23 protein-coding genes and 1 pseudogene are annotated in these 26,027 nt (G+C 63.4%); 15 read left to right on the plus strand and 9 right to left on the minus strand.

The features are described from left to right. Positions 1 to 8: 8 nt before the first annotated feature. The 4 genes and pseudogenes from H3V53_RS11415 to H3V53_RS11430 all read right to left on the minus strand — a co-directional run bounded on the left by H3V53_RS11415 (position 9) and on the right by H3V53_RS11430 (position 5,187). Positions 9 to 1,477: pseudogene (locus H3V53_RS11415) on the minus strand (UdgX family uracil-DNA binding protein). A 27-nt stretch (positions 1,478 to 1,504) separates the two neighbouring features. Continuing rightward, complete coding sequence (locus H3V53_RS11420) at positions 1,505 to 2,716, minus strand: putative DNA modification/repair radical SAM protein (protein WP_336597987.1); 1,212 nt, start codon at positions 2,714 to 2,716, stop codon at positions 1,505 to 1,507. 147 nt (positions 2,717 to 2,863) lie between these two features. Then, the gene (locus tag H3V53_RS11425; protein ID WP_336597988.1) at positions 2,864 to 4,204 is read right to left on the minus strand and encodes an APC family permease; all 1,341 of its coding nucleotides are present in this window, start codon (positions 4,202 to 4,204) and stop codon (positions 2,864 to 2,866) included. Between the two features lie 137 nt (positions 4,205 to 4,341). After that, entirely contained in the window at positions 4,342 to 5,187 is an 846-nt protein-coding gene (locus H3V53_RS11430) for a carbon-nitrogen hydrolase family protein (RefSeq protein WP_336597989.1), read from the minus strand. 154 nt (positions 5,188 to 5,341) lie between these two features. Here H3V53_RS11430 and H3V53_RS11435 point away from each other — a divergent pair, with 154 nt between their 5' ends. Beyond that, a complete protein-coding gene (locus H3V53_RS11435) occupies positions 5,342 to 6,160 on the plus strand; it encodes a response regulator transcription factor (protein ID WP_336597990.1) in 819 nt (272 codons plus the stop codon). A 166-nt stretch (positions 6,161 to 6,326) separates the two neighbouring features. On the opposite strand, the gene H3V53_RS11440 is transcribed toward H3V53_RS11435, so the two are convergent. Continuing rightward, positions 6,327 to 7,013 (minus strand): outer membrane lipoprotein, encoded by a 687-nt coding sequence (locus H3V53_RS11440; RefSeq protein ID WP_336597991.1) that lies wholly within the window; start codon positions 7,011 to 7,013, stop codon positions 6,327 to 6,329. Positions 7,014 to 7,152: 139 nt separating this feature from the next. Further along, positions 7,153 to 7,281: a hypothetical protein gene (locus H3V53_RS11445; protein ID WP_336597992.1), complete on the minus strand. Its 129-nt coding sequence runs from the start codon at positions 7,279 to 7,281 to the stop codon at positions 7,153 to 7,155. 277 nt (positions 7,282 to 7,558) lie between these two features. On the opposite strand from H3V53_RS11445, the gene H3V53_RS11450 reads away from it, so the two are divergent. The 10 genes from H3V53_RS11450 to H3V53_RS11495 all read left to right on the plus strand — a co-directional run bounded on the left by H3V53_RS11450 (position 7,559) and on the right by H3V53_RS11495 (position 16,646). Next, positions 7,559 to 7,960, plus strand: coding sequence for a DnaJ family domain-containing protein (locus tag H3V53_RS11450; protein ID WP_054926358.1), 402 nt, complete (start codon positions 7,559 to 7,561; stop codon positions 7,958 to 7,960). A gap of 83 nt (positions 7,961 to 8,043) precedes the next feature. Continuing rightward, entirely contained in the window at positions 8,044 to 8,622 is a 579-nt protein-coding gene (tadA, locus tag H3V53_RS11455) for a tRNA adenosine(34) deaminase TadA (RefSeq protein WP_336598051.1), read from the plus strand. A 13-nt stretch (positions 8,623 to 8,635) separates the two neighbouring features. Then, positions 8,636 to 9,562: a muramoyltetrapeptide carboxypeptidase gene (gene ldcA, locus H3V53_RS11460; protein WP_336597993.1), complete on the plus strand. Its 927-nt coding sequence runs from the start codon at positions 8,636 to 8,638 to the stop codon at positions 9,560 to 9,562. A gap of 326 nt (positions 9,563 to 9,888) precedes the next feature. Then, positions 9,889 to 10,605 carry a GntR family transcriptional regulator gene (locus tag H3V53_RS11465; RefSeq protein WP_336597994.1) on the plus strand — a complete coding sequence of 239 codons (717 nt, stop codon included), beginning with the start codon at positions 9,889 to 9,891 and terminating at the stop codon, positions 10,603 to 10,605. Positions 10,606 to 10,996: 391 nt separating this feature from the next. After that, a complete protein-coding gene (locus tag H3V53_RS11470; protein WP_336597995.1) occupies positions 10,997 to 12,493 on the plus strand; it encodes an NCS1 family nucleobase:cation symporter-1 in 1,497 nt (498 codons plus the stop codon). A gap of 49 nt (positions 12,494 to 12,542) precedes the next feature. Then, positions 12,543 to 13,409 carry an aspartate/glutamate racemase family protein gene (locus H3V53_RS11475; protein WP_336597996.1) on the plus strand — a complete coding sequence of 289 codons (867 nt, stop codon included), beginning with the start codon at positions 12,543 to 12,545 and terminating at the stop codon, positions 13,407 to 13,409. A 154-nt stretch (positions 13,410 to 13,563) separates the two neighbouring features. Further along, complete coding sequence (gene puuE / locus H3V53_RS11480; protein ID WP_336597997.1) at positions 13,564 to 14,517, plus strand: allantoinase PuuE; 954 nt, start codon at positions 13,564 to 13,566, stop codon at positions 14,515 to 14,517. Next, positions 14,514 to 15,035, plus strand: coding sequence for a 2-oxo-4-hydroxy-4-carboxy-5-ureidoimidazoline decarboxylase (gene uraD, locus H3V53_RS11485; RefSeq protein ID WP_336597998.1), 522 nt, complete (start codon positions 14,514 to 14,516; stop codon positions 15,033 to 15,035). Before puuE ends, uraD begins: the two co-directional genes overlap by 4 nt. A gap of 88 nt (positions 15,036 to 15,123) precedes the next feature. Beyond that, complete coding sequence (gene alc, locus H3V53_RS11490) at positions 15,124 to 16,137, plus strand: allantoicase (RefSeq protein ID WP_054926352.1); 1,014 nt, start codon at positions 15,124 to 15,126, stop codon at positions 16,135 to 16,137. Further along, positions 16,134 to 16,646 carry an ureidoglycolate lyase gene (locus H3V53_RS11495; protein WP_336597999.1) on the plus strand — a complete coding sequence of 171 codons (513 nt, stop codon included), beginning with the start codon at positions 16,134 to 16,136 and terminating at the stop codon, positions 16,644 to 16,646. Before alc ends, H3V53_RS11495 begins: the two co-directional genes overlap by 4 nt. Before the next feature lie 498 nt (positions 16,647 to 17,144). Here the strand turns inward: H3V53_RS11495 and H3V53_RS11500 are convergent, their stop codons facing one another. Both H3V53_RS11500 and uraH read right to left on the minus strand, forming a co-directional pair. Further along, a complete protein-coding gene (locus tag H3V53_RS11500; protein WP_336598000.1) occupies positions 17,145 to 18,338 on the minus strand; it encodes a urate hydroxylase PuuD in 1,194 nt (397 codons plus the stop codon). 230 nt (positions 18,339 to 18,568) lie between these two features. Then, the gene (uraH, locus tag H3V53_RS11505) at positions 18,569 to 18,922 is read right to left on the minus strand and encodes a hydroxyisourate hydrolase (RefSeq protein WP_336598001.1); all 354 of its coding nucleotides are present in this window, start codon (positions 18,920 to 18,922) and stop codon (positions 18,569 to 18,571) included. Between the two features lie 626 nt (positions 18,923 to 19,548). Here uraH and H3V53_RS11510 point away from each other — a divergent pair. Beyond that, on the plus strand, positions 19,549 to 20,958 hold the full coding sequence (locus H3V53_RS11510) for an 8-oxoguanine deaminase (protein ID WP_336598002.1): 1,410 nt from the start codon (positions 19,549 to 19,551) through the stop codon (positions 20,956 to 20,958). A gap of 74 nt (positions 20,959 to 21,032) precedes the next feature. Here the strand turns inward: H3V53_RS11510 and H3V53_RS11515 are convergent, their stop codons facing one another. Continuing rightward, positions 21,033 to 21,962, minus strand: a complete 930-nt coding sequence (locus H3V53_RS11515) for a LysR substrate-binding domain-containing protein (protein WP_028370402.1) — start codon at positions 21,960 to 21,962, stop codon at positions 21,033 to 21,035. Positions 21,963 to 22,229: 267 nt separating this feature from the next. Between H3V53_RS11515 and H3V53_RS11520 the strand changes: the two genes are divergently transcribed. From H3V53_RS11520 to H3V53_RS11530, 3 genes are read left to right on the plus strand one after another with little or no spacing between them, the layout of a single operon-like run. Continuing rightward, positions 22,230 to 23,843, plus strand: coding sequence for an ABC transporter ATP-binding protein (locus tag H3V53_RS11520; protein WP_336598003.1), 1,614 nt, complete (start codon positions 22,230 to 22,232; stop codon positions 23,841 to 23,843). Positions 23,844 to 23,903: 60 nt separating this feature from the next. Continuing rightward, positions 23,904 to 25,004: an ABC transporter permease gene (locus tag H3V53_RS11525; protein ID WP_336598004.1), complete on the plus strand. Its 1,101-nt coding sequence runs from the start codon at positions 23,904 to 23,906 to the stop codon at positions 25,002 to 25,004. A gap of 22 nt (positions 25,005 to 25,026) precedes the next feature. Next, positions 25,027 to 25,956: an ABC transporter permease gene (locus tag H3V53_RS11530; RefSeq protein WP_336598005.1), complete on the plus strand. Its 930-nt coding sequence runs from the start codon at positions 25,027 to 25,029 to the stop codon at positions 25,954 to 25,956. The last annotated feature ends 71 nt before the right edge of the window (positions 25,957 to 26,027 follow it).

Raw genomic sequence — 26,027 nt, forward strand, 5'->3', positions numbered from 1 at the left:
TGCCGCTTCTACGCGACGCCCGCCAGTTCGCGCGCCTGCGCCAGCGCGGCGCTGATGGCGGCCAGCACGCGTTCGCGCGCTTCGTCGTTCTGCTGCCGCAACGCAAACGACGGATGATACGTCGCGACCACCCGCACGCCATCCACTTCGAGAGGCCGGTCGACATGATCGCGCAAACTGACCTTCTCATGCAGCAGCGCCGTCAACGCCGTCGCGCCCAGCGTCACGACGACGGCAGGCTGCACGCGCTCCAGTTCGTGCGCCAACCAATAGCCGCACGCGTCGATTTCCTGCTGCGCGGCCGTTTTGTGCAGCCGGCGCTTGCCGCGCAGCATCCATTTGAAATGCTTGACGGCATTGGTCAGATACAGATTTTCGCGCGCGAGCCCGGCGCGTTCTATCGCCGCATCGAGCAGCTTGCCCGCTGGCCCGACAAACGGCTTGCCGGCGAGATCCTCCTGATCACCGGGTTGTTCACCGATCAGCATAATGCGCGCATGGTCGGGCCCCACGCCGTCGACGGCCTGCGTTGCGTGCTGCCAGAGCGTGCAACGGCGGCAGGCGTCGAGCGTCGACGGCGGTTGGCGCGCCGGCTGTGCGCGGTGCGCATCGACGGGCACGGCCTTGCCGTCGAGCGCGCCCACGCCGCTTGCCTGCGCGATGCGTCGCGCGCCGCTTTTCGCTTCGCTGATCATCGATGGAATCAGCGCGCCTTCAGGCAGCCCCTTCCAGAAGCGCACGGGCAGGTGCTGTTCGAGCGCGGCCTCGTTCAGGCGCGCGGGGTTGAACGTGCTGCGGTAGTAGGCAAGCCAGAGGGCTTGCGCGTCGTCGGCCGTCTGGCTGCCTTCGGTGCGCGGCAGCGCCGCGCGACGTTCGAGCCGCACGGCCTTGCCGTCCCAGCACGCCGCGCCGTCGGGCGTCGAGATCAGCCATGTCGAGCGCCCCATGCGTCGCGCGAAGTGCTCGGCCGACCACGCGAGCACATCGTGTTCCGGCTCGTACCACGCGACATATTCCGGCAGGTCGGGCGCGGACGCATCGCTATCCGTCGTGGCGGCCGCCGCGCGCAGCCGAAACCTCACGTACGCGATCATGTCGTGCTTCGCGCGACGGACGGCCTTGGCCATGCGATACAGACGCGCGCCATCGGCATCGGCGGGCGATGCCACGGCTCGGTCGCCGGCATGCCAGCGCCAGAGCACGCGGTAGAGGAACGCCCAGCGATCGTGGGCGCGAAACAACGCGGCGTCTTTCAGTAACTCGGCCAGTTCGCGCGTGATGCGCACGTCGCGCTATCGATCGAAGCCGGGGCAGGCGGCGTACAGGTCTGCTCGTCGAAGAGCGCCGGCGAGGCTTCGCCGCCGTCTTCGCCAATCACCCGCCAGCCAATCGATTCCGGCGCCGCCCGGCTCGCGAGCGCGTGCAGCGCGGCTTCGCGCCAGGCAGCGTAGGTGTTTTCGATGACGATGATGCGCACGTGGACCGACTCCGCGTCAAACCAGCGTCAAAGCAGCGGCAACTGCGCGGGCGGTGGCCGCAACGCGTGACGCAGCCGTTCGGACGACGCCTCGGCCTGTGACGGACGATAGTCGGCTGTCACGACGAACGGCCGGATTTTGTCCATCGGGCAGCGCAATTGCACCAGATCCTGATAGCGCACGCGCCGCGAGCGCCGCAACGCCACTAGCCGCTTCGCGTTACGCAGGCCGATACCCGGCACGCGCGCGATCAGGCGCGCGTTGGCGCGATTCAGATCGACGGGAAAGCTGTCGCGATGCGCGAGCGCCCATGCGAGCTTTGGATCGATATCGAGTGCGAGATTGCCGGGATTCGCGAACAGTTCGTCCGCGCGAAAACCATAGCCGCGCAGGAGGAAATCGGCCTGATACAAACGATGCTCGCGCAGCAGCGGCGGCGCCTTGGCGGGCAACGTGCCCGGACCGTCCGGAATCGGGCTGAACGCCGAGTAGTAGACGCGCTTGAGCCGGTACGAACCGTATAGCGCTTCGGCTGTTTGCAGGATCGTGCTGTCGCTGGTGTCGTCCGCGCCGACGATCATCTGCGTGCTCTGTCCCGCGGGCGAAAAGGGCGGCGCCTTTGTGTCGCCGTCGGCTTCATCGCGCGCGAGGCGGATCGAGCCCATCGCCAGACGGATCGTATGTGCGCTTTTTTCGGGCGCGAGCCGCTCGAGACTGATTTCCGTTGGCAGCTCAATGTTGACGCTCAGGCGGTCTGCATAGCGCCCGGCTTGCGCGATCAGCCCGGGATCGGCGTCCGGAATTGTCTTTAGATGGATATAGCCGCGAAAGAGATGATCTTCGCGCAACGACTGCGCGACGCGCACGAGTTGCTCCATCGTGTAATCCGACGACTGGATCACGCCTGAGCTCAAAAAGAGCCCGTCGATGTAATTGCGCCGGTAGAAATCGAGCGTCAGCCCGACCACTTCTTCCGGTGTGAAACGCGCGCGCGGCACGTTGCTCGTACGCCGGTTGACGCAATACTGACAGTCATACAGACAGAAGTTGGTTAGCAGAATTTTCAGCAGCGACACGCAGCGGCCGTCGGGCGTGAAGCTGTGGCAGATGCCCGAACCCGTGGTCGCGCCAAGGCCCTCGGCGCCGCGTGAACTGCGCCGCGGCGCTTCGCTGCTCGCGCACGACGCGTCGTACTTGGCCGCGTCGGCCAGAATTTCGAGCTTCTTCAGCAGTTGCATGGCGGACGACGGTACTGTATGAATATACAGGTATTCTACGCCGTCTCCGACGTCACGCCATGCAGATTCCGCTGCTATCGGGGCGGCTGTCCTGGTTTTGTTCGACTTTCCTGTAACCGGTATAGGACAGCCGCATCGCGCGATGTGTCAGATGGCCACTTCGGGCGGTGCCTGGCGGAACAGGCGCGTGATCCAGCACAGATACGCGATACCCAGCACGAACCACACCGAGCCGAGCACGAGCGCCGTCTTTTCGAGGCTCGCGAGCAGCCAGATATCGGAAATCGCCCCGATTAGCGGAAACACCAGCCCGCCGAGCACACCGATCTTGCGCTCGCCATGCTCGCCCGACAGATAGATGCGCACTACGCACAGATTGACGGCCGTGAACGCGAGGAACGCGCCGAAGTTGATGAACGAAGTCGACGTGGCGACGTCCAGCTTCAGCGCGATCAGCCCGACGATGCCCGCAATCGCGATATTGATCGCGGGCGTCTTGAAGCGCGGGTGAATGAAGCCGAAGATGCGCTTCGGCAGGATTTCGTCGCGGCCCATCGCGTACAGCAGACGGCCGACGCTCGCCTGCGCCGAGATGCCCGACGCGAACTGTGCGAGGATCAGCCCCGCGAGAAATACGGTCACGAAAATATCGCCGCCGATCATCTTCGCGACTTCGAACGCGGCCGAGTCCGTGTCCTTGAACTCGACGCCCGGATGGGCAAGCTGCATCGTGTACGCGGCGAGCACGAAAATCGCACCGCCGATCAGCGCGATCAGCAAAATCGCGCGCGGCATGTTCTTTTTCGGATCGATGGTTTCTTCCGTCAACGTGGACACGGCGTCAAAGCCGAGATACGAGTATGCGGCAATCGCGGCGCCCGCCATCGTCGCGCCGAACGATACATGCGGCTTGAAAAACGGCTCGGCCATCGCGATGCCGCCGGGCGCGGCCGCCGCGGCTGCATAGTGCCAGCACAGCGCGACGAACATCGCGACGATCGCCAGTTGCACGATCATCAGCACGATGTTGAAGCGCGCAGCCAGTTCGATGCCGACGATATTCAGCCCGCTCGTCAGCACGATGAACGCCACGATCCAGATCCACGACGGCACATGCGGGAACGCGGCGTTCAGATACGCGGCGCCGATCAGCCAGATCACCATCGGCAGGAAGAAATAGTCGAGCAGCGTCGCCCAGCCGATCAGGAAACCGAGATGCGCGTTGAACGTCTTGCGCGTGTACGTGTACGCCGAACCGGCCACGGGAAAGAGGCGCGCGAGCTTGCCGTAGCTGAGCGCCGTGAACGCGATCGCGATCAGCGCCAGCAGATAGGCGAGGGCGGCTGTGTCGTCGCTGGCCTTGGCGAGCACGCCGTAGGTGCCGTAGACGATCAGCGGCGCCATGTAGGCAAGCCCGAACAGCAGCACGGACGGCAAGCCGAGCGTGCGCTTCAGGTGCGACGTTTCACGGGAAGACGACTCTTGCATGATTTCTCCTGAGCCTATGTAAAGGCCGATATGGTTCCTGATCGATGCCTTGTAACCGGCATTGGCTAGACGTGAGTCCGCGCGCGCGAAGCGGATGGCCTTCGCGCGTCATGTCGCGGACGAACTGCCTGGCGCGTCTAGTCGTTGCGGCGGCGGCGCGCTTCGATCATCAGCGCCCGACGTCCGTTCGACTGTTCGACGGGCACGAGGCCGAGCGGCACGCGCGCGTCGTGAAGATAGTTGTAGTGCTCGCGGCTCGCTTCGAGGCGCTTCAGGTCGATCGTCGCCTTCGTCACGGTTTCGTCGCCGCCCAGTTCGAGCACCGTCTCGCCGAACGGATCGACGAGCGCGGAGAGGCCGGGAAAGCTCAGGTTGTCGTCGCCGGAACCGCAACGGTTCACCATCAGCCCGAACATCTGGTTCTCCATCGCGCGTGCCTGGATCGCACGGCGATGCACCGGGCCGAACGGGTCCATGTTGCCGTTGGTGACGATCAGCAGATCGGCATCGAGCGCGGCGACGGCGCGGGCCGTCTCGGGAAATTCGATGTCGTAGCACACCAGCAGGCCCACGGTCAGGCCGTTCCACATGCAGGTTTCGAAGCGGTCGCCTGGCGTGAACACGCCGACATCCGACGCCCACAGGTGCGTTTTCCGGTAGCGCAGCGCGATCTCGCCGCGTTCGTCGACCAGCACAGTGGTGTTGTAGAACTGGCTGCCGTCGCGCTCCGCGAGGCCCACGGCCACGGCGACGCCTTTTTCCCGCGCGGCGTCGCGCACGGCCCTCAGGGCGGGGCCGTCGAGCGTCTGCGCGACGTCGGCGACGTTCTCGCGGGTCGGAAAGCCCGACAGCGTGGTTTCGGGAAACACGACGAGCTTCGTGCCGCCTGCTGCATCGACGCGTCCGATTGTCTCGACGACCTTGCGCGTGTTGTGCGCGACGTCGCTGTCGATCAGTGCCAGTTGCGCCAGTTCTACCTGCATGATGTTGCCTCCTTCCAGATGCCTTTCAGTGGTGGTGCAATTTGCTTCATGAGCCAAACTGCTTGCGCCGCCACCTTTCGTAGTGAGACGGATTATCGGGGTATTATTTTTGTCCTGAAATTACCCACGAGGGTTACCCTCACTGGAGGACACGATGGACTTCGAATGGCGAGATCTCGCTTTTCATCGGGAGATCGGTTCGGCCATCGATGCCCTCGATGGGCCGCATTTCTGGGCGCGTATTACGCGCGTGCTCGAACGGCATGTCGGTTTCGACAGCTGGGTCGCGCTGCGTTTCGCGCGCGACGGCGCGCCGCGCGTGCTCGCCGAGCAGGCGATGCCCGACGGCAAGATCGACGTGATGTTCCAGGACTACCTGGCCGCGCTCTATCAGCTCGATCCGTTCTATCTCGCGGCCTTCGAGATGCATGCGTCGGGCTTCTACACGCTCGCCGATGTCGCGCCCGACAACTTCCGCATGACCGAGTACTACCAGCGCTACTTCAAGAAGAACATTGTCGGCGACGAGGTGCATTTCAACGTCGTGATTGATCGCGACCATACGATGGGCTTTTCGCTCGGCAAGACGAGCCAGTACGACGAGCGTGAGATTGCGCTGCTCACGCTGTATTCGCCGTGGGTGCTCGCGTTGATGCAGCAGCGTCTGCTTTTCGAAAAGTTCGCTGCGGACGACGCGCCGCCCGCAGCGCAAAGCGATGAGGCCGATCTGCACGCGCGCTTCGGCATGCTGACGGGCAAGAACGGGCGCGCGGCGCTGACGGCACGCGAGATCGAAGTGGCGATGCTGTCGCTGAGCGGCTATTCGTCGCGTGCGATTGCGGAGAAGCTGTCGATTTCGTTCGAAACGGTGCGCGCGCACAAGAAGCACATCTATGCGAAGCTCGGCGTTGGGTCGCAGTCCGAACTATTTGCGATGTTCTATGAGCCGGGGAAAGGAGTCGAGCCGGAGTGAGCGGTACGCTCCGTTGCGCGCTGGCGTGGACTGAGGTGGCGCTGTGGTGCATCCAGGTGCGGCGCGTTCATCCTGCCTGTCCTGAGTGAGGCGACTGCTGCACCTGCTGCGTGAATGCCGGCGTGCGCAGCGTCGATGTCGCGCGCACGCATCGCATCATTACGGCTCAGTACCGATCCAGCCGGTTGCCCGCGATGCGGACGTGGTCGCCGGGATGCAGATCGCCGGGCGTGCCGACATCGAAAGCGCGCATCGAGCCGTCGTTCAGCTGGACGGATATCCGGTAGCCGTCCGGCGACGACGCGCCCGCCTGTTGACCCAGCTGATTGCCCGCGACCGCGCCGCCCAGCACGCCGATTGCGGTGGCGGCATCGCGTCCGTGGCCATGTCCGAACTGATTGCCGATCACGCCGCCTACGACCGCGCCGATCACGGTGCCTGCAACGCCGCCCGCCGATACGGCGCCCGGATTCGCGAGCGGCTGGATCGACGACACCACACCGTATTGCGCGCCGTATCCATATCCTGACTGCGGCTGCTGATACCCCTGGCTGTTTTGCCAGTCCGGCTCGCTATCGCCGGGCGGTTGATACTGCGGCTGTTGCGCGTACGGCTGCTGATATTGCGGTGGCTGCTGCGCGTATGCGGGCTGCTGCGCATAGACCGGCTGCGCGGGTTGGGTGTACACCGGCTGCGCGGGCTGCGCATAGGCAGGTTGCGTCGCATAGCCCGACGCATACGAGGAGCCATAAGGCGAATTGCCGGGAACGACGCAGCCCGCGAGCGGCAGCGTGACGACAAGCGCGGACAACGTCGTCCGGACGAGAGGGCGAGCAAAACGGGTGTGGGTCATGTTACGTGAGTGTCGTTGCGCCACCAGCTGTGGACGGCGACGAGTATAGGGAAACGTGCATCGTTATTGACGCGCGGCTCGCGTAACAGTGTGTAAATTGCGCGTCGGATCAAAACGATGACGCATGAAGGGCGATGAATCAGAAGCGCAATCCCGTGCCGACGCCGCAAACGCCGCCGACACCGCCGCTTCCGCCGCCGATATTGCAGAACACGCCGCAGCCGGACAGCGCCAGCGACAGCGCGATTCCCACAGCCAGAGACCGCACGACCGAAAGCAGCCATCGTGGGTCGAGACCATGCGGGCGCGAACGACGTCGGACAGGACGATCCGAACGGACAGGATGTGTCGAGACGATGGCCGGATGAAGACGACATTTAGACATGGCTAAGGGGCGAATATGCGCAAAACCGTCAACCATATCCCGGCGGAAAACGCCATCCCATACGACAAATCCTAAACCTGGATATGTCCTCTAGGCGTCCGACAAATCCATTTCGCAGCTCCCTGATAAAATGCCCGAGCCGCAACGTAGTGGATTGCAAATGAAATTGCTTGATGCACTTGTCGAACAACGGATTGCCGCCGCGGCAGCGCGCGGCGAGTTCGACGATCTGCCGGGAGCCGGCGCGCCGCAGGCTCTCGATGACGACGCTTTGGTGCCCGAGGAAGTTCGAATAGCGAACCGCATTCTGAAGAACGCGGGCTTTGTGCCGCCTGCCGTCGAACAATTGCGGGCGCTGCGCGACCTCCAGAACGAGCTGGATGCCGTCAGCGACAGCTCGACGCGCTGCCGCCTGCAGGCGAAGATGCTGGCGCTCGACATGGCGCTGGAATCGCTGCGCGGCGGGCCGCTCACCATGCCGCGCGAATACTGCCGCCGGATCGCGGAGCGCCTGTCGGAACGGGTCGCCGATGATCCCGCCGTCGACGCGGAGCCGGCGTGACCCCCGAAACCGATCCTGCCGTCGCCCATTCCGGCCCGGACACGGTCGACGCATGCGCCAACGTCCCGGCGCGCGAACCCGTCATTATTTCCGAACGAGATCGCCGTTTCATGGCGCTCGCGCAGGCGGCCGCCGAGGAAGCGCGCGCGGCGGGCGAAGTGCCCGTCGGGGCGGTGCTCGTGCGTGGCGACGAAGTGATCGCCAGCGGCTTCAATCATCCCATCGGCGGGCATGATCCTTCGGCGCATGCCGAAATGGCCGCGCTGCGGGCCGCTGCGCAAAAAGTCGGGAACTACCGGCTGCCCGGCTGCGAACTCTACGTGACCCTCGAGCCTTGCCTGATGTGCGCGGGCGCGATCATGCACGCGCGTATCGCACGCGTCGTGTTCGGCGCACGTGATCCGAAGACGGGAGCGTGCGGCAGTGTCGTCGACGCCTTCGCGAATCCGCAGCTCAATCACCACACGACAGTGACGGGCGGTGTGCTCGAGGACGAGTGTGGCGCGGCGCTGCGGCGCTTTTTCGCCGATCGCCGGCGCGCTGCGCGGGAAGCGCGTGCCGCGGCTGCGCCGACAAACCCGGCGTGCGTGGCGAGCACCGTTCAGGCGGATAACCAGCCCGACAATCAACTCCCCAGGCCGGACAATAACCCGATCAACTGACTCGCGCCTCAATATGGTCACGCATCGCACCTTCGAACTGATTGCGCCTTCGGGCTATCCGCACGATCCGAACGCGATTCATCTCGCGCTGAAGCGGTTGCACTCGCAAGGGCATCGCGTGGAAAACGTGAATGCGACGCAGCGCCGCTATCAGCGTTTCGCGGGCACGGATGGCGAACGTGCTGCAGAAGTGAACCGTCTCGCTGACCCGTCGCTGAAATTACCGGACATCGTGCTCGCCGTGCGCGGCGGTTACGGCGCGGTGCGTATCCTGCACGGGCTCGATTATCGCGGGCTGCAACGTCGCTTGAGCGAGCGGCCGATCGCGCTCGTCGGTCACAGCGACTTCACCGCGCTCCAGCTGGCGCTGCTGTCGCAGGCCAACGTGAAGACGTTTGGCGGGCCGATGCTCGCCGTCGATTTCGGCGCGGAGAGCGTCAGCGACTTCACGATGAAGCACTTCTGGAACGCGCTGACGTCGCCGACATTCACGGTCTCCAGCACGGTGCCGCAGGCGCAGACCGTCGATGTTTCGGGCACGCTCTGGGGCGGCAATCTCGCCGTGCTGGCGTCGCTGGTTGGCTCGCCGTACATGCCGCCCGTCGAGGGCGGCATTCTGTTCGTCGAGGATGTGAACGAGCAGCCGTTCCGGATCGAGCGGCTGATCTATCAGCTGCATTTCGCGGGCATTCTCGAGCGGCAGCAGGCGCTCGTGCTCGGCGACTTTTCGGGCGGCAAGGCGTTCGACTACGACAACGGCTACGACCTGCGCGCGATGGTCGAGCAGGTGAGGTCGGTGATCGGCATTCCGATCGTGACGGGCCTGCAGTTTGGACACATCCCCGATATGTTGACGCTGCCTGTCGGCGCCGACGCGCGTCTTGTCGCGAGCGGGCATGGGTTCAAGTTGACTGTGTCGGGGCATCCCGTGTTGGCTTGACGCTGCCCGGTTGCCTCGCGACGGAGGAAGGCGAGGTAGCTCGCCTTTATTTTCGGTTCAAGTTCGCAACTAACTGTCTGTCGTCGAAGCAACCTTCGAACAGACACGCTCCACGAAGACCCAAATTTTGTTGACAAAATTGGCTTCGCAACGAGGCCACGCGAATGCCCATGGCAGGTCAGAAGCCGCGCTGTACAAGGGTTAACGGCGGTTTGGGCTTATTTTCGGCAGGTCAGTCCCAACCAAAATTGTCGAAAATTCGCCGACTAAATTGTTGACAATTATTATGTCCATCCTAAGATGGACTCCATAACAGCACGTACATCATGTCCGAGACACCCAACGTCACCGCGAGCAGCACGAAACCCGAAGCGATCGCCGAACGCATTCGCGCCGCGATCCTCGAGCATCGGCTCGCGCCTGGCGCCAAATTGACGGAAGCCCAGTTGTGCGAAGTGTTCGGCGTCAAGCGCGGACCGATCCGTCAGGCGCTGTCCCTGTTGGCCACCGATCGCCTCGTCGATCTGGAGCCGAACCGCGGCGCGTTTGTCGCGAGTCCGTCGCTGCAGGAAGTGCATGAGGTGTTCGAGATGCGCCGGATCATCGAACTCGCTGTCGTCGACAAGATCTGCGCAGGCCAAGGCTCGCGTCGACTGAAGAGCATCGGCGGGATGATCGCGCGCGAGCGCAGGGCGTACGAATCGCGCGATTTTCCGGCGTGGATCAGGCTGTCGGGCGAGTTCCATACGGAACTGGCTTCGCTGACGGGCAACACGGTGTTGTGCGATTGCCTGAACGGGCTCGTCGCACGCTCCACGCTGATTTCGGCGCTATACGAATCGCTGGGCCGAAGCCCCTGTTCGTTCGAAGACCACGAAGCGATTCTCGCGGCGCTCGACGCCGGCGATGCAAAGAAGGCAGGCGCGTTGATGTCGCGCCACCTGCAGAGCGTGGAGTTGAAGATGCTGGATCGGCCTGCTAGCGGCGGAACCGATTTGCATGAAGTGTTCGGCACACGTGCGCTGAGGACCGTGGGCAACTGAGTCGAAGTGCATGAACTGGGTTGCACGAATTGAAGTGCATGCATGTCGCCCGCGCTCTCTGGCGGTGCGCGCTGCACTGAAGTGAACGGTTTTGACTGAAACGTCGAACGAGACCTGACCTGATGTGAGCCGGACCCGGCTCGCATCGAGACCGAAAGACCGTAAGGCGATGGTCGCTCACAAAGCGGCCACGCTCACGCGGCAAAGCCTGGCAGTCGTGCGCGGAAAGCCTGCCTGGCCATCACAACAAGTACGTAAGTACGGAGACAACCGCGGCAATCTGTAAGCGAAGCGCATCGGTATCGGTCACATAGTGGGCTTGCCGTGCGCCTGGCATACACGATGCAGTGCTCGTCGATTTTCGTCGACGTTCCCACTTTAGGAGGAATCCATGGCTCAGTTCAGTGCAGCATCCGATAGTTCGGCAATTCCCGATTACGACAGCGGCGCGGACAACGCGCACGCATTGCCCTCAGGCTACAGCGAACGCCTGTACAACGAAGACCTTGCGCCGCTCAAGCATCAGACGTGGGGCGCCTATAACATCTTTGCGTTCTGGATGTCGGATGTGCACAGCGTCGGCGGCTATGTGTTCGCGGGCAGCCTGTTCGCACTGGGCCTCACGAGCTGGCAGGTGCTGATCGCGTTGCTGGTGGGCATCACACTCGTGAACATCCTGTGCAACATGATCGCGAAGCCGAGCCAGCAGAACGGCGTGCCGTACCCGGTCGCGTGCCGCGCGACGTTCGGCGTGCTGGGGGCGAACATTCCCGCCGTGATCCGCGGCCTGATCGCCGTGGCGTGGTATGGCATCCAGACATATCTCGCGTCGAGCGCGCTCGTGATCGTCGTGCTCAAGTTCTTCCCGCAACTGCTGCCCTACGCCGACGTGCATCATCACGGCTTCATGGGCCTGTCGACGGTCGGCTGGGCGGGCTTCATGCTGCTGTGGGTGCTGCAGGCATTCGTGTTCTGGAACGGGATGGAGACGATCAAGAAGTTCATCGACTTCGCCGGCCCCGCCGTATATGTGGTGATGTTCTTGCTCGCCGGCTACATGGTGTGGCGCGCGGGCTGGCAGAACATCGGCCTCAACCTGGGCGGCGTCAAGTATCACGGCATGGAAGTGGTGCCCGTGATGATCACTGCAATCTCGCTGGTGGTTTCGTACTTCTCGGGCCCGATGCTGAATTTCGGTGACTTCTCCCGCTACGGCAAGAGCTTTCGCAGCATCAAGCGCGGCAACTTCTGGGGCCTGCCCATCAACTTCCTCGCGTTCTCGCTGGTGACGGTCATCACGACGGCCGCGACGCTGCCCGTGTTCGGCGAACTGATTACCGATCCCGTCGAAACGGTTGGCCGCATCGATCATCCGACGGCGGTGATTCTCGGCGCGCTGACGTTCACGATCGCAACCATCGGCATCAATATCGTCGCGAACTTCGTGTCACCTGCATTCGACTTCTCGAACGTTGCACCGAAGCTCATCAGCTGGCGTGCAGGCGGCATGCTGGCGGCAGTGGCATCGATTTTCATCACGCCCTGGAACCTGTTCAACAACCCGGCTGTGATCCACTACACGCTTGACGTGCTCGGCAGCTTCATCGGACCTTTGTACGGCATCCTGATTGTCGACTTCTTCCTCGTGAAGCGTCAGAAGGTTGTGCTCGACGATCTGTACACGGTGTCGGAAAAGGGCGCGTACTGGTATCGCAACGGTGTGAACTATGCTGCAGTGGCCGCACTGCTGCCGGCTGCAGTGATCGCGGTGATCTGCGTGATGGTGCCGTCGCTGAACGGTCTCGCAAACTTCTCGTGGTTCATCGGCGCGGGCCTCGGTGCAGTGTTCTACCGCGTGCTTGCGCGCAATCTGCACCGGACTGCATAACGTGCATACCACAGCTCACAGCTGATAGAAGGTCGCAACAGGAGTCGACATGCGTATCAAACTGATCAACCCGAACACGACGCAACGGATGACGGAGGCCATGGGCCGTTGTGCGCGCGACGTCGTGGCGCCGGGTACGGAGCTGGTGGCGGTGAGCCCGACGATGGGCCCGCCGTCGATCGAAGGCTATTACGACGAGGCGCTCGCCACGCCGGGGCTGCTGGCGGAAATCGAAGCGGGCGAGCGCGAAGGCTTCGACGGTTACGTGATCGCATGTTTCGGCGATCCCGGGCTGTATGCCGCCCGCGAACTGGCGCGCGGCCCGGTGATCGGCATCGCGGAAGCGGCGATGCATGCCGCGAGCGTGCTGGCGCCCGGCTTCTCGGTGGTGACGACGCTCTCGCGCACCTGCGGGATGGCCTGGCATCTGGCCGAGCGCTACGGCATGAAGCGCTTCTGCCGCAACGTGCGGGCGACCGACGTCGCGGTGCTCGAACTCGACCAGCCGGGCTCGTCCGCGCGGCGCATCATTCTGGACGAATGCCGTCGCGCGCTCGACGAGGACGGCTCGGACGCCATCGTGCTCGGTTGCGCGGGGATGGCCGAACTGTGCCGGGAAATCGAGGATGCGCTGGGCGCGCCCGTCGTCGAAGGCGTGACGGCAGCCGTCAAGTGGGTCGAGGCGCTCGTCGCGCTGCGCCTTGCGACGGCCAAGCGCGGCGACTACGCGAGGCCGCTCGCGAAGCGCTACGACGGCGATTTCGCGCGCTTCAGCCCGACGGGGTCGCAGCCTGCCGCGGCGCCGTCGGCCGTGCCGCAGCGTGCCACGAACGAGGGCCTGTTGCGGGTCAACGCGAACGCGCTGCGCGCCGATCCCGCCACCGCCGATATTGCACCGCACATACACTCCGTCTGACACGCACTATCTGCCCGCGTGTATGGGCGCACCCGGGCCTTTTCGTTACACTGGTTCTACCCTGCCGGCCGGGCCGTCGCGTGTTTGCCACGCTTCATGGCGGCCGCCGGCGCGTCATGTCAACGCTCACGTCAACTGCTGCGCCAATCACATCATGTCACTCGACCCGAACTATCCTCGCGATCTGATCGGCTACGGCCGCCACCCTGTACAGGCTGACTGGCCAGGACGCGCGCGCGTCGCGGTTCAGTTCGTTCTCAACTACGAAGAGGGCGGCGAAAACTGCGTGCTGCACGGAGACGCGGGCTCGGAGCAGTTCCTGTCGGAGATCGTCGGCGCAGCGTCGTATCCGGCGCGGCACATGAGCATGGAGTCGATCTACGAATACGGCTCGCGCGCGGGTGTCTGGCGCATTCTGCGCGAGTTCGAGAAGCGCGGCCTGCCGCTGACCGTGTTCGGTGTCGGCATGGCGATCGAGCGGCATCCGGAGGTAGCTCGCGCGTTCGTCGAACTGGGACACGAGGTCGCGTGTCACGGCTACCGCTGGATTCACTATCAGGACATGTCGGCTGAGCGCGAAGCGGAGCATATGCGCCTCGGCATGGAAGCGATCGAGCGCGTGACGGGTCAGCGGCCGCTCGGCTGGTATACGGGCCGCGACAGTCCGAACACGCGGCGGCTTGTGGCCGAATACGGCGGCTTCCTGTACGACTCCGACAACTATGGCGACGACCTGCCGTTCTGGATGGACGTCGAAACGTCGGGCGGCGCGACAGTGCCGCAACTGATCGTGCCGTACACGCTCGACTCCAACGACATGCGTTTCGCCACGCCGCAAGGCTTCAACACGGCAGACCACTTCTTCACCTATCTGCGCGACGCGTTCGACGTTCTTTATGAAGAGGGCGACGAAGCGCCGAAGATGCTGTCGATCGGCATGCACTGCCGCCTGCTCGGCCGCCCGGGGCGTTTTCGCGCGCTGCAGCGTTTTCTCGATCACATCGAAAAGCACGAGCGCGTGTGGGTCACGCGCCGGGTCGATATCGCGCGTCACTGGCGCGAGCGTCATCCTTATCAACAACAGGGCAACCGCGGGGCTGCGGCATGAAGGCGATGCAATACACACTGGACCAACTGAACAGCATCTCGACCGACGCGTTCGTCGCGGCGCTGTCGGGCATCTTCGAACACTCGCCGTGGGTCGCCGAGGCGGCGGCCGCGCAACGTCCGTATGCGGATATCGACGCCCTGCACAAGACGATGTCGAATGCCGTCGAAACAGCGGGGGAAGCAAGGCAGCTGGCGCTGATCAACGCCCACCCGGAACTCGCGGGCAAGGCGGCCGTACGCGGCGAACTGACGGCTGAGTCGACGCGCGAGCAAAGCGGTGCCGGACTCAATCAGTGCACGCAGGAAGAGTTCGACAAGCTGATGCGGCTGAACGCAGCGTATCGCGAGAAATTCGGCTTTCCGTTCATCCTCGCCGTGCGCGGCTATGACCGTCACGGCATCATCGCGAACTTCGAATCGCGCGTGAACAACACGCGCGCCGACGAGTTGCGCGAAAGCCTCGATCAGATCTACCGGATCGCGCGTTTCCGTCTCGACGATCTGATCGGCGCGTAAGCGCAACGGGCCTCGACGGGCAAACGCATTCGGACCTCATACACAGCCACAACCAGACAGCAACAACCAGATAGCAAGGAAGACAACGATGGCACTCCCGATTCTCGATCCCAACGCTCCCGAATTCACGCGCCGTTTCGTGAATCTCGCGGACCCGCGTCTTGGTGCGCAGGCGCTCGAAGCCAGCGACGATTTCTTCGCGCCGAAAGACCGCATGCTGAATCCGGAGCCGGCCGTCTTCATCCCCGGCAAATACGACGACCACGGCAAGTGGATGGACGGCTGGGAAACGCGCCGCAAGCGTACGACGGGCTACGACTGGTGCATCGTCAAGCTCGCGCGGCCGGGCGTCATCAAGGGGCTCGACCTCGATACCAGCCACTTTACGGGCAACTTCCCGCCGGCGGCATCGGTGGAAGCGGCGCGCGTGGTCGACGGCGCGCCTAACCAGTCCACACAATGGACCGAGATCGTGCCGTCGACGACGCTGCAAGGCAACAGCCACCACTATCTCGAGGTGGGCGACACGAATGCGTACACCCACCTGCGCGTGAACATCTATCCGGACGGCGGTATCGCGCGGCTGCGCGTGTACGGTCAGCCGCAAGTCGACTGGGCGGGCGCGAGCCGCACCGATCTGTTCGATCTCGCCGCGATGGAAAACGGTGCGTATCTGGTCGCTGCGAACAACCAGCACTTCGGCGCTGCATCGACGCTGCTGATGCCGGGGCGCGGCGTCAACATGGGCGACGGTTGGGAAACGCGCCGCCGCCGCGAGCCGGGCAACGACTGGGCGATCGTCGCGCTCGCGCAGCCCGGCATCATCAAGAAGATCGAAGTCGATACCGCGCACTTCAAGGGCAACTATCCGGACCGCTGCTCGATTCAGGCTGCGTATGTGACGGGCGGCACGGACAGTTCGCTCATCACGCAGGCGATGTTCTGGCCCGTGCTGCTCGGCGAGCAGAAGCTGCAGATGGACAAGCAGCACTTCTACGAAAGCGAGATCGCGGCGGCGGGGCCCGTCACGCATATCCGCTTCAACATCTATCCGGACGGCGGTGTGTCGCGTCTGCGTCTGTGGGGCTCGCTCGCATCATGAAGACGCTTGCTATCGAACCGCTGACGCGCGAAGCATTCGCGCCATTTGGCGACGTGATCGAACTGGAAGGCGCAAAGCAGATTCCCATCAATCTCGGCACGACGATCCGCTTTCACGATCTCGCCAAAGTGGACGTCACTGACGAAGGCGGCCGCACGCTCGTCAATCTGTTTCGCGGGCAGCCGCGCGCGCTGCCGTTCGAGATCAAGATGATGGAGCGGCATCCGCTTGGTTCGCAGGCGTTCATTCCGCTGAACGACAGACCGTATCTCGTCGTGGTGGCGCCCGCTGGGGAGCTGGATGAATCGAAGATCCGCGCGTTCGTGACGAGCGGCTGGCAAGGCGTGAATTACGCGAAAGGCGTATGGCATCATCCGCTGCTTGCGTTGGGTGAAGTGACGGATTTCATCGTCGTGGATCGCGGCGGCGACGGACTCAATCTCAACGAGCAGGATTTGCGCGAGTCGCAGTGGTTGACGGAAGAAGCGATGAATGCCGTTGTCGCCTGATTCGTCTGGTATTTGCGCGGTCGGGCAGCACGTTTGACCGAGGCTCGAAAAGCCCATTGTGACGGGAGTCGCAATGGGCTTTTGCTTTGCAGTGAGTGTCGTGCACGACAGTTGAAGTGTGATGATCGCCGACTGCGTTCGATGACGCGTAACCCGGCCTTCGCCGCTCTTTACAGCGCAACCGATCGATGCGATTCATCCCGCCGCGAAAGGTATCAAGGCGGCTGAAGCGACCGTAAAGCTAGTGTTCGATGTCGATGACACTGCGCAGAAGACGGACTCGCATTCGGCGCGATGCGAATGCGAAAGATCCTGAGCGCATTCCGTGGCGATATCGGGTCGCTGCTCAGCGCGAACGGATATGAACGCGACAGGCCTAGGAATCGTGCTGCCGGAACCGCCTGTCGCTCGATGACAAAAAAACGGGCTGCCGCTTGCGCGAACAGCCCGCCAACCTCGAAGAACCGGGCTTGCGCCCGTCCATCGACACCTCGTTCGTTAGTTGACCGCGCCACTCTGGAACCAGGCGGCGATCTTTTGTCGTTCCTCATCCGTCATGTGCGTGACGTTGCCGAGCGGCATCGCCTTCAGCGTTACGGCTTGCTGATAGATGCGCTGCGCGTTCGTCGAAATTTCTTGCGGCGTATCGAGCAGCACGCCAGCGGGCGCGCTGCCCATCATCGTGGGATGCGCGGAGTGGCACGCGACGCAGCGTTGTTGCAGCACGGGCACGATGTCGGCCGTCTTCACGACGGGCGCGTTCGCGGCTTCGGCAACGGGCACGACGGGCTTCGGCATCGTCCAGAAGAGGGCGCCGAACATCAGCGCGACGCCTGCGAGGGGCAGATACCACAGCACCTGGCCGCGATGGCGCATCACGAAGAACTGACGGATCAGCGCGCCCGCCAGCATGATGACGATCAGCACGGCCCAGTTGTACGGATGCGTGTACGTCATCGCGTAGTGGTTGGACAGCATCGCGAACACGACGGGCAGCGTGAAATACGTGTTGTGCACCGAGCGCTGCTTGCCGCGCTTGCCGTAGATCGGGTTCGGCGTGTCGCCCTTGAGCATCGCGTCGACCATCTTGCGCTGGCCCGGAATGATCACGGAGAACACGTTCGCCGACATGATCGTCGCCAGCATCGCGCCCATGATCAGGTAAGCCGCGCGGCCCGCGAAGATATGGCATGCAAGGTACGCGGCGATCAGCACGTAGATGCCCACGCAGATGCCGAGCACCTTGTCCTTGTTGCCGAGCAGACGGCACAGCGAGTCATAGACGATCCAGCCCGCAGCGAGAAAGCCGAGCGCCGAGAAGATCGCGACGACGGGGCCCATGTCAAGCACGTTCTTGTCGATCAGATACGTGTTCGGCGCGAACAGGTACAGCACCGTGAAGAGACCGAACCCGGACAGCCACGTCGTGTACGACGGCCACTTCGACCAGTGCAGGTCATCGGGCATTTCGGGCGGCGCGACGGTGTACTTCTGCATGTTGTAGAAGCCGCCGCCATGCACGTGCCACAGTTCGCCGAACACGCCACGCCGGCGCTGGTTCGGGTCCGTGGGCGGTTTCAGGCTGTTATCGAGCGCGACGAAATAGAACGATTCGCCGATCCATGCGATTGCAGCGATGACGTGAAACCAGCGAATCGCGAGATTCAGCCAGTCGGTGATAAAGCCTTCCATGGAACTCCTCCACTCCTGATTCGTTGTTCGCGCAGCATCTTGGCGTTGCGCGCAATACGGGGTTAATGCGTTGGTATAGGTTTGCTAGCGGCTCGATGCATGCAACAGTGGCCGGATGAAATCGAATGCCGACCGGCTCGTGATGGGCGTGCGCTTCGCGAATGTCTCCATGTCATCAGCGAAATGCACGCACGCGCTCGATATTGCACGCCATGCGATGTCGGCTTGCTTCAGCTTCCTCGGTAGGTGCTGTACGACCACGGCGACACCAGCAGCGGCACGTGATAATGGGCGCCGGGATCGGCGACGCCGAAACGCAGCACGACACGATCGACGAAGCGCGGCTCCGGCACTTTCGTGCCGATCGACGCGAAATAGTCGCCCGCGTGGAACACGAGTTCATATTCGCCGACGGCCAGTGTTTCGCCTTCGAGCAGCGGCTCATTGCAGCGGCCGTCGTGGTTGGTGATCGTGGTTTTGAGCGCGCGGCGAGTGTCGCCGGCAAGTGCAAAGAGTTCGATCTTGATGTCTGCGCCGGGACGGCCATTCGCCGTATCGAGCACGTGGGTAGTGAGCTTGCCCATTCGCGATTGTCCTTGTAGATGCGAGGTTTCAGTGGCGGCCCGATCCAGTACACGTTGCGGCGGATCGAGGCTCCACGTCAGTGGCTACATACCCGTCGGCGGATTGAAGCGAGCGCCGTGATATCCATTGTAGAAACATTGTTCATCTCCGCGAGCCAGCGATAGGAAAGATAATCGCCGACGCATGACGCCCCACCCAGACGCTTGCAATCCACTGCATACGCGAACCAGGGCCGCTGAGCGGGCGCACGTTGCGATCGTACCGGCGCCAAAAATACCGACTATATGCGCGGCCTGAATGTCGGTATCGCAGGAATGCGAGTTGCCAGCGCAATTTTGTCAGCCGAAGGTTACGGTCATGCGCGGCGCGGCCGCGCATCCCGAAGACGGCGTAGCACGCTGGGTAACCGGGCCAACTGCGTTCGAACGGACGTAGCGGCGCGGTGGCGTGCCGGCGACATCGCGTTCGAACGGCTTTTGCCTATGCCCGGAACGCCGCATACGGCGGCAACATGCAGTTCGATGCAGCTTGAGCCCACGCCGGGCAGTCGGCCTCGGCCAGGACGGCAACGTGCGGCATTATGCAGTGCCGACATGTGGCGACTCAGGGCAGCACTGGAGAACGAATGACGATGCAAAGCAATGCAATGGGTACGACGCAGGCAAGCGGCCAACGCGGCAAAACGATGCTGGTCAAGCACGCCGATGTGCTGGTCACGATGGACGGCGAGCGGCGCGAACTGCGCGACGGCGCCCTTTATATCGAAGACAACCGTATCGTCGCGGTCGGTCCGACGGACGCGCTGCCGGACTCCGCCGACGAGGTACTCGACATGACGGGGCATCTCGTCATACCCGGGCTCGTCAACACGCACCATCACATGTATCAGAGCCTGACGCGTGCCATCCCCGCCGCGCAGGACGCCGAGCTGTTCGGCTGGCTGACGAGCCTGTACAAGGTATGGGCGCATCTCACGCCGGAAATGATCGAGGTGTCGACGCTGACCGCGATGGCAGAACTGCTGCGGTCGGGCTGCACGACCTCGAGCGACCACCTGTACATCTACCCGAACGGCAGCCGGCTCGACGACAGCATCGCCGCCGCGCGCCGCATCGGCATGCGCTTCCATGCAAGCCGCGGCAGCATGAGCGTGGGGCAGAAAGACGGCGGCTTGCCGCCGGATTCCGTCGTCGAGACTGAATCGGACATCCTGGAAGATACGCAGCGCCTGATCGAGACATATCACGACGACGGCCGCTACGCGATGCTGCGCGTTGTCGTGGCGCCGTGCTCGCCGTTTTCGGTGAGTCGCGACCTGATGCGCGAATCGGCAGCACTGGCGCGGCAGTATGGCGTCTCGCTGCATACGCATCTGGCCGAAAACGTGAACGATATTGCATATAGCCGTGAAAGATTCCGTATGACGCCGGCTGAATACGCGGAGGATCTGGGCTGGATCGGCCGCGACGTATGGCATGCACACTGTGTGCAGCTCGACGATGCGGGCATCCGGCTGTTCGCGCGCACGGGCACGGGAGTCGCGCATTGTCCGTGCTCGAACATGCGGCTTGCGTCGGGCATCGCGCCTGTCAGGAAGATGAGGCTCGCCGGCGTGCCTGTTGGCTTGGGCGTCGACGGATCGGCGTCGAACGACGGCGCGCAGATGGTCGCGGAGGTTCGACAGGCGCTGCTGTTGCAGCGCGTCGGCTTCGGGCCGGACGCGATGACCGCACGCGAGGCGCTCGAGATCGCGACGCTTGGCGGCGCAAAGGTGCTGAACCGCGACGACATCGGCGCGTTGGCGCCCGGCATGGCGGCCGATTTCGTGTCGTTCGACCTGCGTCAGCCGCTTTTTGCGGGCGCGCTGCACGACCCCGTTGCGGCGCTCGTGTTCTGCGCGCCGTCCCAGGTGTCGACGAGCGTGGTGGGAGGAAAAATCGTGGTGAAAGACGGCGTGCTGACGACTGTGGACCTTGGGCCCGTGATCGAGCGGCATAACCAGCTTGCGAGGACGCTGTACCACAGTGCAGCTTGAGCGCGCGCGACATGCAAAGGCGAAGCGGCGGTCTCTGACCGCCGCCTGCAAGATAGTGCCTTACGTGTCGTGCATTACTTGTCGATCAACGTCTTGGTTGCTTCTGCGACGAGACTGCGCAGCCAGCGCACTTCATCGGAGTAGTGCACGCGCTCGTGCCACAACTGGTAATACTGCATCGGCGGGAAGTCCAGCGGCGCGGGCACGACGGTCAGCGGCAGGAACTTCGCATAGTAGTCGGCGAAGAGGCGCGTGGTCGTGAAGATCAGGTCGGACTTGATCAGCACGTACGGCGCAAGGTTGAAATACGGCAGCGTGACGACGACGTGGCGCTTAAGGCGCTCGCGCGCGAGGTGCACGTCGATTGCGCCGCGCTGCCCGACGGAATACGGCGTCGGCGCGAGATGCGGCGCGTTCAGGTACTGGTCGAGCGTCAGGCCGCCGCGTTTCGCGAACGGATGTGTGTTGCTCATCAGGCACACGATCTGGTCGACGAAGAGATTCGACAGATGCAACTGCTCTGGCGGTTCCGGCCAGTTCCCGACGACGATGTCGAGCTTGCCGTCTTCGAGCGCGAGTTCGTAATCGAACGCCGGGCCGAGCGAGTGGAATTCGAGCGTCGCATTCGGCGCCGCCTGGCGAAAGCGCTCGACGACGGTCGGCACGAACAGCACGTTCAGGTAGTCCGGGCAGCCAATCCGGTAGCAGCGGATCGAGGTCGCAGGATCGAAATTGTGCTGCTGAAATTTAATGCGTTCAATTTCGCGCAGTGCATTTTGCACGGGTTCGAGCAGACGCAGTCCGTACTCGGTCGGCACCATGCCGGATTTGCCGCGCACCAGCAGTGGATCACCGGTGATGTCGCGCAGGCGACGCAAGGCGGCGCTGATCGCGGGTTGTGACTGGTTCAGTTTGACGGCGGCGCGCGTGACGCTGCGCTCCATCAGAAGGGTATGCAAGACGCGCAATAAATAGGTATCGATCGCCTCGCGTTGCTGGCTCATGACTTCTCCGAAATATATGTTCTGGCTGATCGAACTGGGCAAGGGGTATATGCGTTTTAATATAGCGATAAAAAACCGTCAAGGGTGGGATACCCGCAAACCTTGCAACGGCGCGGGTCTGCGGGAATTTTGGCGGCTCGACTGAGTGGGTCGATTTCGGTATTGTCGATCGGTTGCGGAGGCGCGACACGCGTTTCCACGCCGGTATCGGGCGCGGAGCGCGGCGGATGTCGCGCGCCGTCGGCCACACGCGTAATACGGAAGAACATGAGCGATACATCGACAGGCAGCCCGACGGGCGGCAGCGCACACGCAAACAGCGTGAACCGTCGCAACGGCGCCACAGCGCGCCTCGCCCTGACAGGCATTAGCAAGCAATATCCTGCAGTTCGCGCGAACGACGACGTCACGCTGATCGTCGCGCCCGGCGAGATTCATGCAGTGCTCGGTGAGAATGGCGCCGGCAAGAGCACGTTGATGAAGATCATCTACGGCGCCGTGCGGCCCGATGCAGGGGAAATTCGCTGGGAAGGCCGGAGCGTCGACATCGCAAGTCCGGCCGCGGCGCGCAAGCTCGGCATCGGCATGGTGTTCCAGCACTTCTCTCTGTTCGAGACGCTGACTGTCGGCGAAAACATCGCGCTCGCGCTCGATGAGCCTTTCGATCTGAAGGCGCTTGCAAAGCGCATTCGCGAAGTGTCCGCGGAATACGGGCTCGACATCGATCCGCAGCGCCACGTGCACAGTCTCACGGTCGGCGAGCGCCAGCGCGTCGAGATCGTGCGCTGCCTGCTGCAGAACCCGCGCCTGCTCATCATGGACGAGCCGACTTCCGTGCTCACGCCGCAAGCCGTGCGCAAGCTGTTCGCGACGCTGCGCCGGCTGGCGTCGGAAGGCTGCAGCATCCTGTACATCAGCCACAAGCTCGACGAAATCCAGGAACTCTGCGACACGGCCACTGTGATGCGCGGCGGCAAGGTGACGGGCAGCGTCAAGCCGCGCGAGCAGACACATGCATCGCTCGCGCAGCTGATGGTCGGCCATTCGCTGCCCGATTACGAGCGCCGCATGCACTCGCCCGGCGATGTGCTGCTCGACGTGAAAAATCTTTCATCTGCCAGTGACGATCCTTTCGGCACGTCACTCGACGATGTGTCGTTCAGCGTCCACTCGGGTGAAATATTCGGCATCGCGGGTGTGTCAGGCAACGGCCAGGCAGAACTGCTGGCCGCGCTGTCGGGCGAGCACAAAGGAAGCCGCGCCGATGCCGTCACGATTTGCGGCAAGCCAGCCGGCAAGCTCGGCGCGGCGGCGCGTCGCAAGCTCGGTTTTGCGTTCGTGCCGGAAGAGCGGCTCGGACGCGGGGCGGTCCCGGCGATGTCGCTCGCGGAAAACGCACTGCTGACCGCGCATCGCCAACAGATGGTGCGCTCGGGCTGGATCAACGCGGGCGCGATGCGCGCGTTCGCGAAGCGCTGCATCGAAGCGTTCGACGTGCGTTGCGGCGGCGAGGGCGCGCTTGCGCAGAGCCTGTCGGGCGGTAATCTGCAGAAGTTCATCGTCGGACGCGAAATCCTGCAGGCGCCGAAGGTGCTCGTCGTCGCGCAGCCGACGTGGGGCGTCGATGTCGGCGCGGCCGCGTTCATCCGGCAGCAACTGCTGGATCTGTCGTCGCGCGGCGTCGCGATTCTCGTGATCTCCGAGGAACTCGAAGAACTGTTCGACATCTGCGACCGGCTTGCCGTGCTGGCACGCGGACGTCTGTCGCCGTCGCGCAAGACGGGCGACACCAACCCTGAAGAAATCGGGCGCTGGATGGCGGGGCTATTCGGCGACCGCGAAGGCGCGCCGCCGTCGGCAGAACTGCCGGCGCATGCATGACATGAAGTGCATCACACGCACAAAGATGCATACGAACAGACCATACCGACAACACGCACAATGATTCTTCCGTTTCGACTCGAAGCCCGCACGACGCCGTCTCGAACGATGCAGCTGGCCGTGCCGCTGATCGCCGCACTGCTCACGCTGGTGCTCGGCTTTCTCATTTTCGGACTCGTTGGGCGTGATCCCGCGCAGGCGATGCACGCGTTTTTCATCGAACCGCTGTCGAGCGTCAACGGCTGGACGGAACTGCTGCTAAAGGCGTCGCCGCTGTGCCTGATCGGACTGGGTCTTGCCGTCGGCTACCGCGCGAACGTCTGGAACATCGGCGCCGAAGGGCAGATGCTGCTTGGCGGCATTGCGGCGAGCGGCGTGGCGATCTACTTCGATCAGGCGACAGGCTGGTGGATATTGCCGGCGATGATGATCGCCGGCGTGCTCGGCGGCATGGCGTGGGCGGCGATACCCGCGCTGCTCAAGAGCCGCTTCAACACGAACGAGATTCTCACGAGCCTGATGCTCACGTACGTCGCGACGCAGTTGCTGATCTATCTGGTGAGCGGTCCATGGCGTGATCCGCAGGGCATGAACTTCCCGCTCTCCGAAATGTTCTCAGGCGACGCGCTCTATCCAACGCTGTACGGCGACTGGCACTGGAAATTTCTGAAGGGCACGCGTCTGAACGCCTCGATCTTCCTGACGATCGTCGCAATCCCGCTCGTATGGATCTTCATGCGCAAGAGCTTCGCCGGCTTCCGGATGAACGTGGGCGGTCTTGCGCCGCTTGCCGCGCGCTACGCGGGGTTCTCGGACAAGAAGACAATCTGGACGTCGCTGCTCATCAGCGGCGGCCTGGCGGGTCTGGCGGGGATGGGCGAGATCGCCGGCCCGATCGGCCAGTTGCAGGCGACGTGGTCGCCGGGTTACGGCTTCACGGCCATCATTGTCGTGTTCGTCGGGCGGCTGCATCCCCTCGGCATCGTCCTCGCGAGCCTGCTGATGGCGTTGCTGTATCTCGGCGGCGAAGCCGTGCAAACGTCGATGCAGTTGCCGCAGGCGTTGTCCGGCGTGTTCCAGGGGCTGCTGCTGTTCTGTCTGCTGGGAGCAGAGCTGTTCGTCAATTATCGCGTGCGCCGTCGCGGCATCGCGGCATCGTAAAACCGCCCGAAACCAGGTCAACATGGATATTCAACAAGCCAGCGCGCTCACGTCGAGCGCTGTCGTTGCGGCAATTCCGCTGATGTTCGCCGGCGTCGGCGAACTCGTTACCGAGAAGTCGGGCGTGCTCAACCTCGGCGTCGAGGGCATGATGCTGATGGGCGCCGTGACGGGCTACGCGGTGACGTCGATTACGGGCAGCCCGTGGCTCGGCGTGCTGGCCGCGATAGGCGCGGGCGTCGCGATGTCGCTGTTGTTCGCGTTCCTTGTGCTGTCGATGCTCGCCAACCAGGTCGCGACGGGACTTTCGCTCACGATCTTCGGCATCGGCCTGTCCGCGTACGTCGGCAAGCCGTACACGTCGGCGGCCGTGCGCGAGTCGATCGGCACCTGGGTCATTCCCGGTCTCTCGAAGATTCCCGTGATCGGTCCGGCGTTTTTCAGCCTGACACCGCTCGACTATCTCGCGTTCATCATGTTCGCCGTCGTCGGCTGGTTTCTGTACCGCACGCGCGCCGGGCTCGTGCTGCGCTCGGTCGGCGAGTCGCCGCAGGTCGCGCACTCAGTTGGTTTTCCCGTGGTCGGCGTGCGCTACGGGGCCACGCTGTTTGGCGGCGCGATGGCGGGACTGGCAGGCGGATATTACTCGATCGTCAATCTGCACCTGTGGCAGGAGCAGTTGACTTCAGGTCGGGGCTGGATTGCGCTTGCACTCGTCGTATTCGCGACGTGGCGTCCGGGACGTCTGCTTGTCGGTGCACTGTTGTTCGGTGCAGTGACAGGCCTGCAGTTTTATGCACAAGCGATTGGCGTGCCGGTGCCGACGCAGTTCCTCGCGATGCTGCCTTACCTCGCGACGGTCGTCGTGCTCGTGTTGATCTCACGCAATCCGAACACGATACGTCTGAATGCGCCCGCGTCGCTCGGCAAGCCGTTCTTCGCCGCAGGCTGAGCGTGGGCGCGAATGGGTGCAGGCCCAATCACGCAAGTTCATGAACCAAAATACATCAGGTCCAACGACAG

The sequence above is a fragment of the Paraburkholderia bengalensis genome, from assembly GCF_037126505.1.
Lineage (GTDB): Bacteria > Pseudomonadota > Gammaproteobacteria > Burkholderiales > Burkholderiaceae > Paraburkholderia > Paraburkholderia bengalensis.

Bases quoted from the DNA above. Each gene is read 5' to 3' on its own strand.
- H3V53_RS11525 (WP_336598004.1), top strand. From the start codon at position 23,904: ATGATTCTTCCGTTTCGACTCGAAGCCCGCACGACGCCGTCTCGAACG.
- H3V53_RS11450 (WP_054926358.1), top strand. From the start codon at position 7,559: ATGAAATTGCTTGATGCACTTGTCGAACAACGGATTGCCGCCGCGGCA.
- alc (WP_054926352.1), top strand. From the start codon at position 15,124: ATGGCACTCCCGATTCTCGATCCCAACGCTCCCGAATTCACGCGCCGT.
- H3V53_RS11515 (WP_028370402.1), bottom strand. From the start codon at position 21,962: ATGAGCCAGCAACGCGAGGCGATCGATACCTATTTATTGCGCGTCTTG.
- H3V53_RS11495 (WP_336597999.1), top strand. From the start codon at position 16,134: ATGAAGACGCTTGCTATCGAACCGCTGACGCGCGAAGCATTCGCGCCA.
- H3V53_RS11470 (WP_336597995.1), top strand. From the start codon at position 10,997: ATGGCTCAGTTCAGTGCAGCATCCGATAGTTCGGCAATTCCCGATTAC.
- H3V53_RS11425 (WP_336597988.1), bottom strand. From the start codon at position 4,204: ATGCAAGAGTCGTCTTCCCGTGAAACGTCGCACCTGAAGCGCACGCTC.
- H3V53_RS11500 (WP_336598000.1), bottom strand. From the start codon at position 18,338: ATGGAAGGCTTTATCACCGACTGGCTGAATCTCGCGATTCGCTGGTTT.
- H3V53_RS11440 (WP_336597991.1), bottom strand. From the start codon at position 7,013: ATGACCCACACCCGTTTTGCTCGCCCTCTCGTCCGGACGACGTTGTCC.
- H3V53_RS11520 (WP_336598003.1), top strand. From the start codon at position 22,230: ATGAGCGATACATCGACAGGCAGCCCGACGGGCGGCAGCGCACACGCA.
- uraH (WP_336598001.1), bottom strand. From the start codon at position 18,922: ATGGGCAAGCTCACTACCCACGTGCTCGATACGGCGAATGGCCGTCCC.
- H3V53_RS11435 (WP_336597990.1), top strand. From the start codon at position 5,342: ATGGACTTCGAATGGCGAGATCTCGCTTTTCATCGGGAGATCGGTTCG.
- uraD (WP_336597998.1), top strand. From the start codon at position 14,514: ATGAAGGCGATGCAATACACACTGGACCAACTGAACAGCATCTCGACC.
- H3V53_RS11430 (WP_336597989.1), bottom strand. From the start codon at position 5,187: ATGCAGGTAGAACTGGCGCAACTGGCACTGATCGACAGCGACGTCGCG.
- H3V53_RS11510 (WP_336598002.1), top strand. From the start codon at position 19,549: ATGACGATGCAAAGCAATGCAATGGGTACGACGCAGGCAAGCGGCCAA.
- H3V53_RS11420 (WP_336597987.1), bottom strand. From the start codon at position 2,716: ATGCAACTGCTGAAGAAGCTCGAAATTCTGGCCGACGCGGCCAAGTAC.
- puuE (WP_336597997.1), top strand. From the start codon at position 13,564: ATGTCACTCGACCCGAACTATCCTCGCGATCTGATCGGCTACGGCCGC.
- ldcA (WP_336597993.1), top strand. From the start codon at position 8,636: ATGGTCACGCATCGCACCTTCGAACTGATTGCGCCTTCGGGCTATCCG.
- H3V53_RS11465 (WP_336597994.1), top strand. From the start codon at position 9,889: ATGTCCGAGACACCCAACGTCACCGCGAGCAGCACGAAACCCGAAGCG.
- H3V53_RS11530 (WP_336598005.1), top strand. From the start codon at position 25,027: ATGGATATTCAACAAGCCAGCGCGCTCACGTCGAGCGCTGTCGTTGCG.
- H3V53_RS11475 (WP_336597996.1), top strand. From the start codon at position 12,543: ATGCGTATCAAACTGATCAACCCGAACACGACGCAACGGATGACGGAG.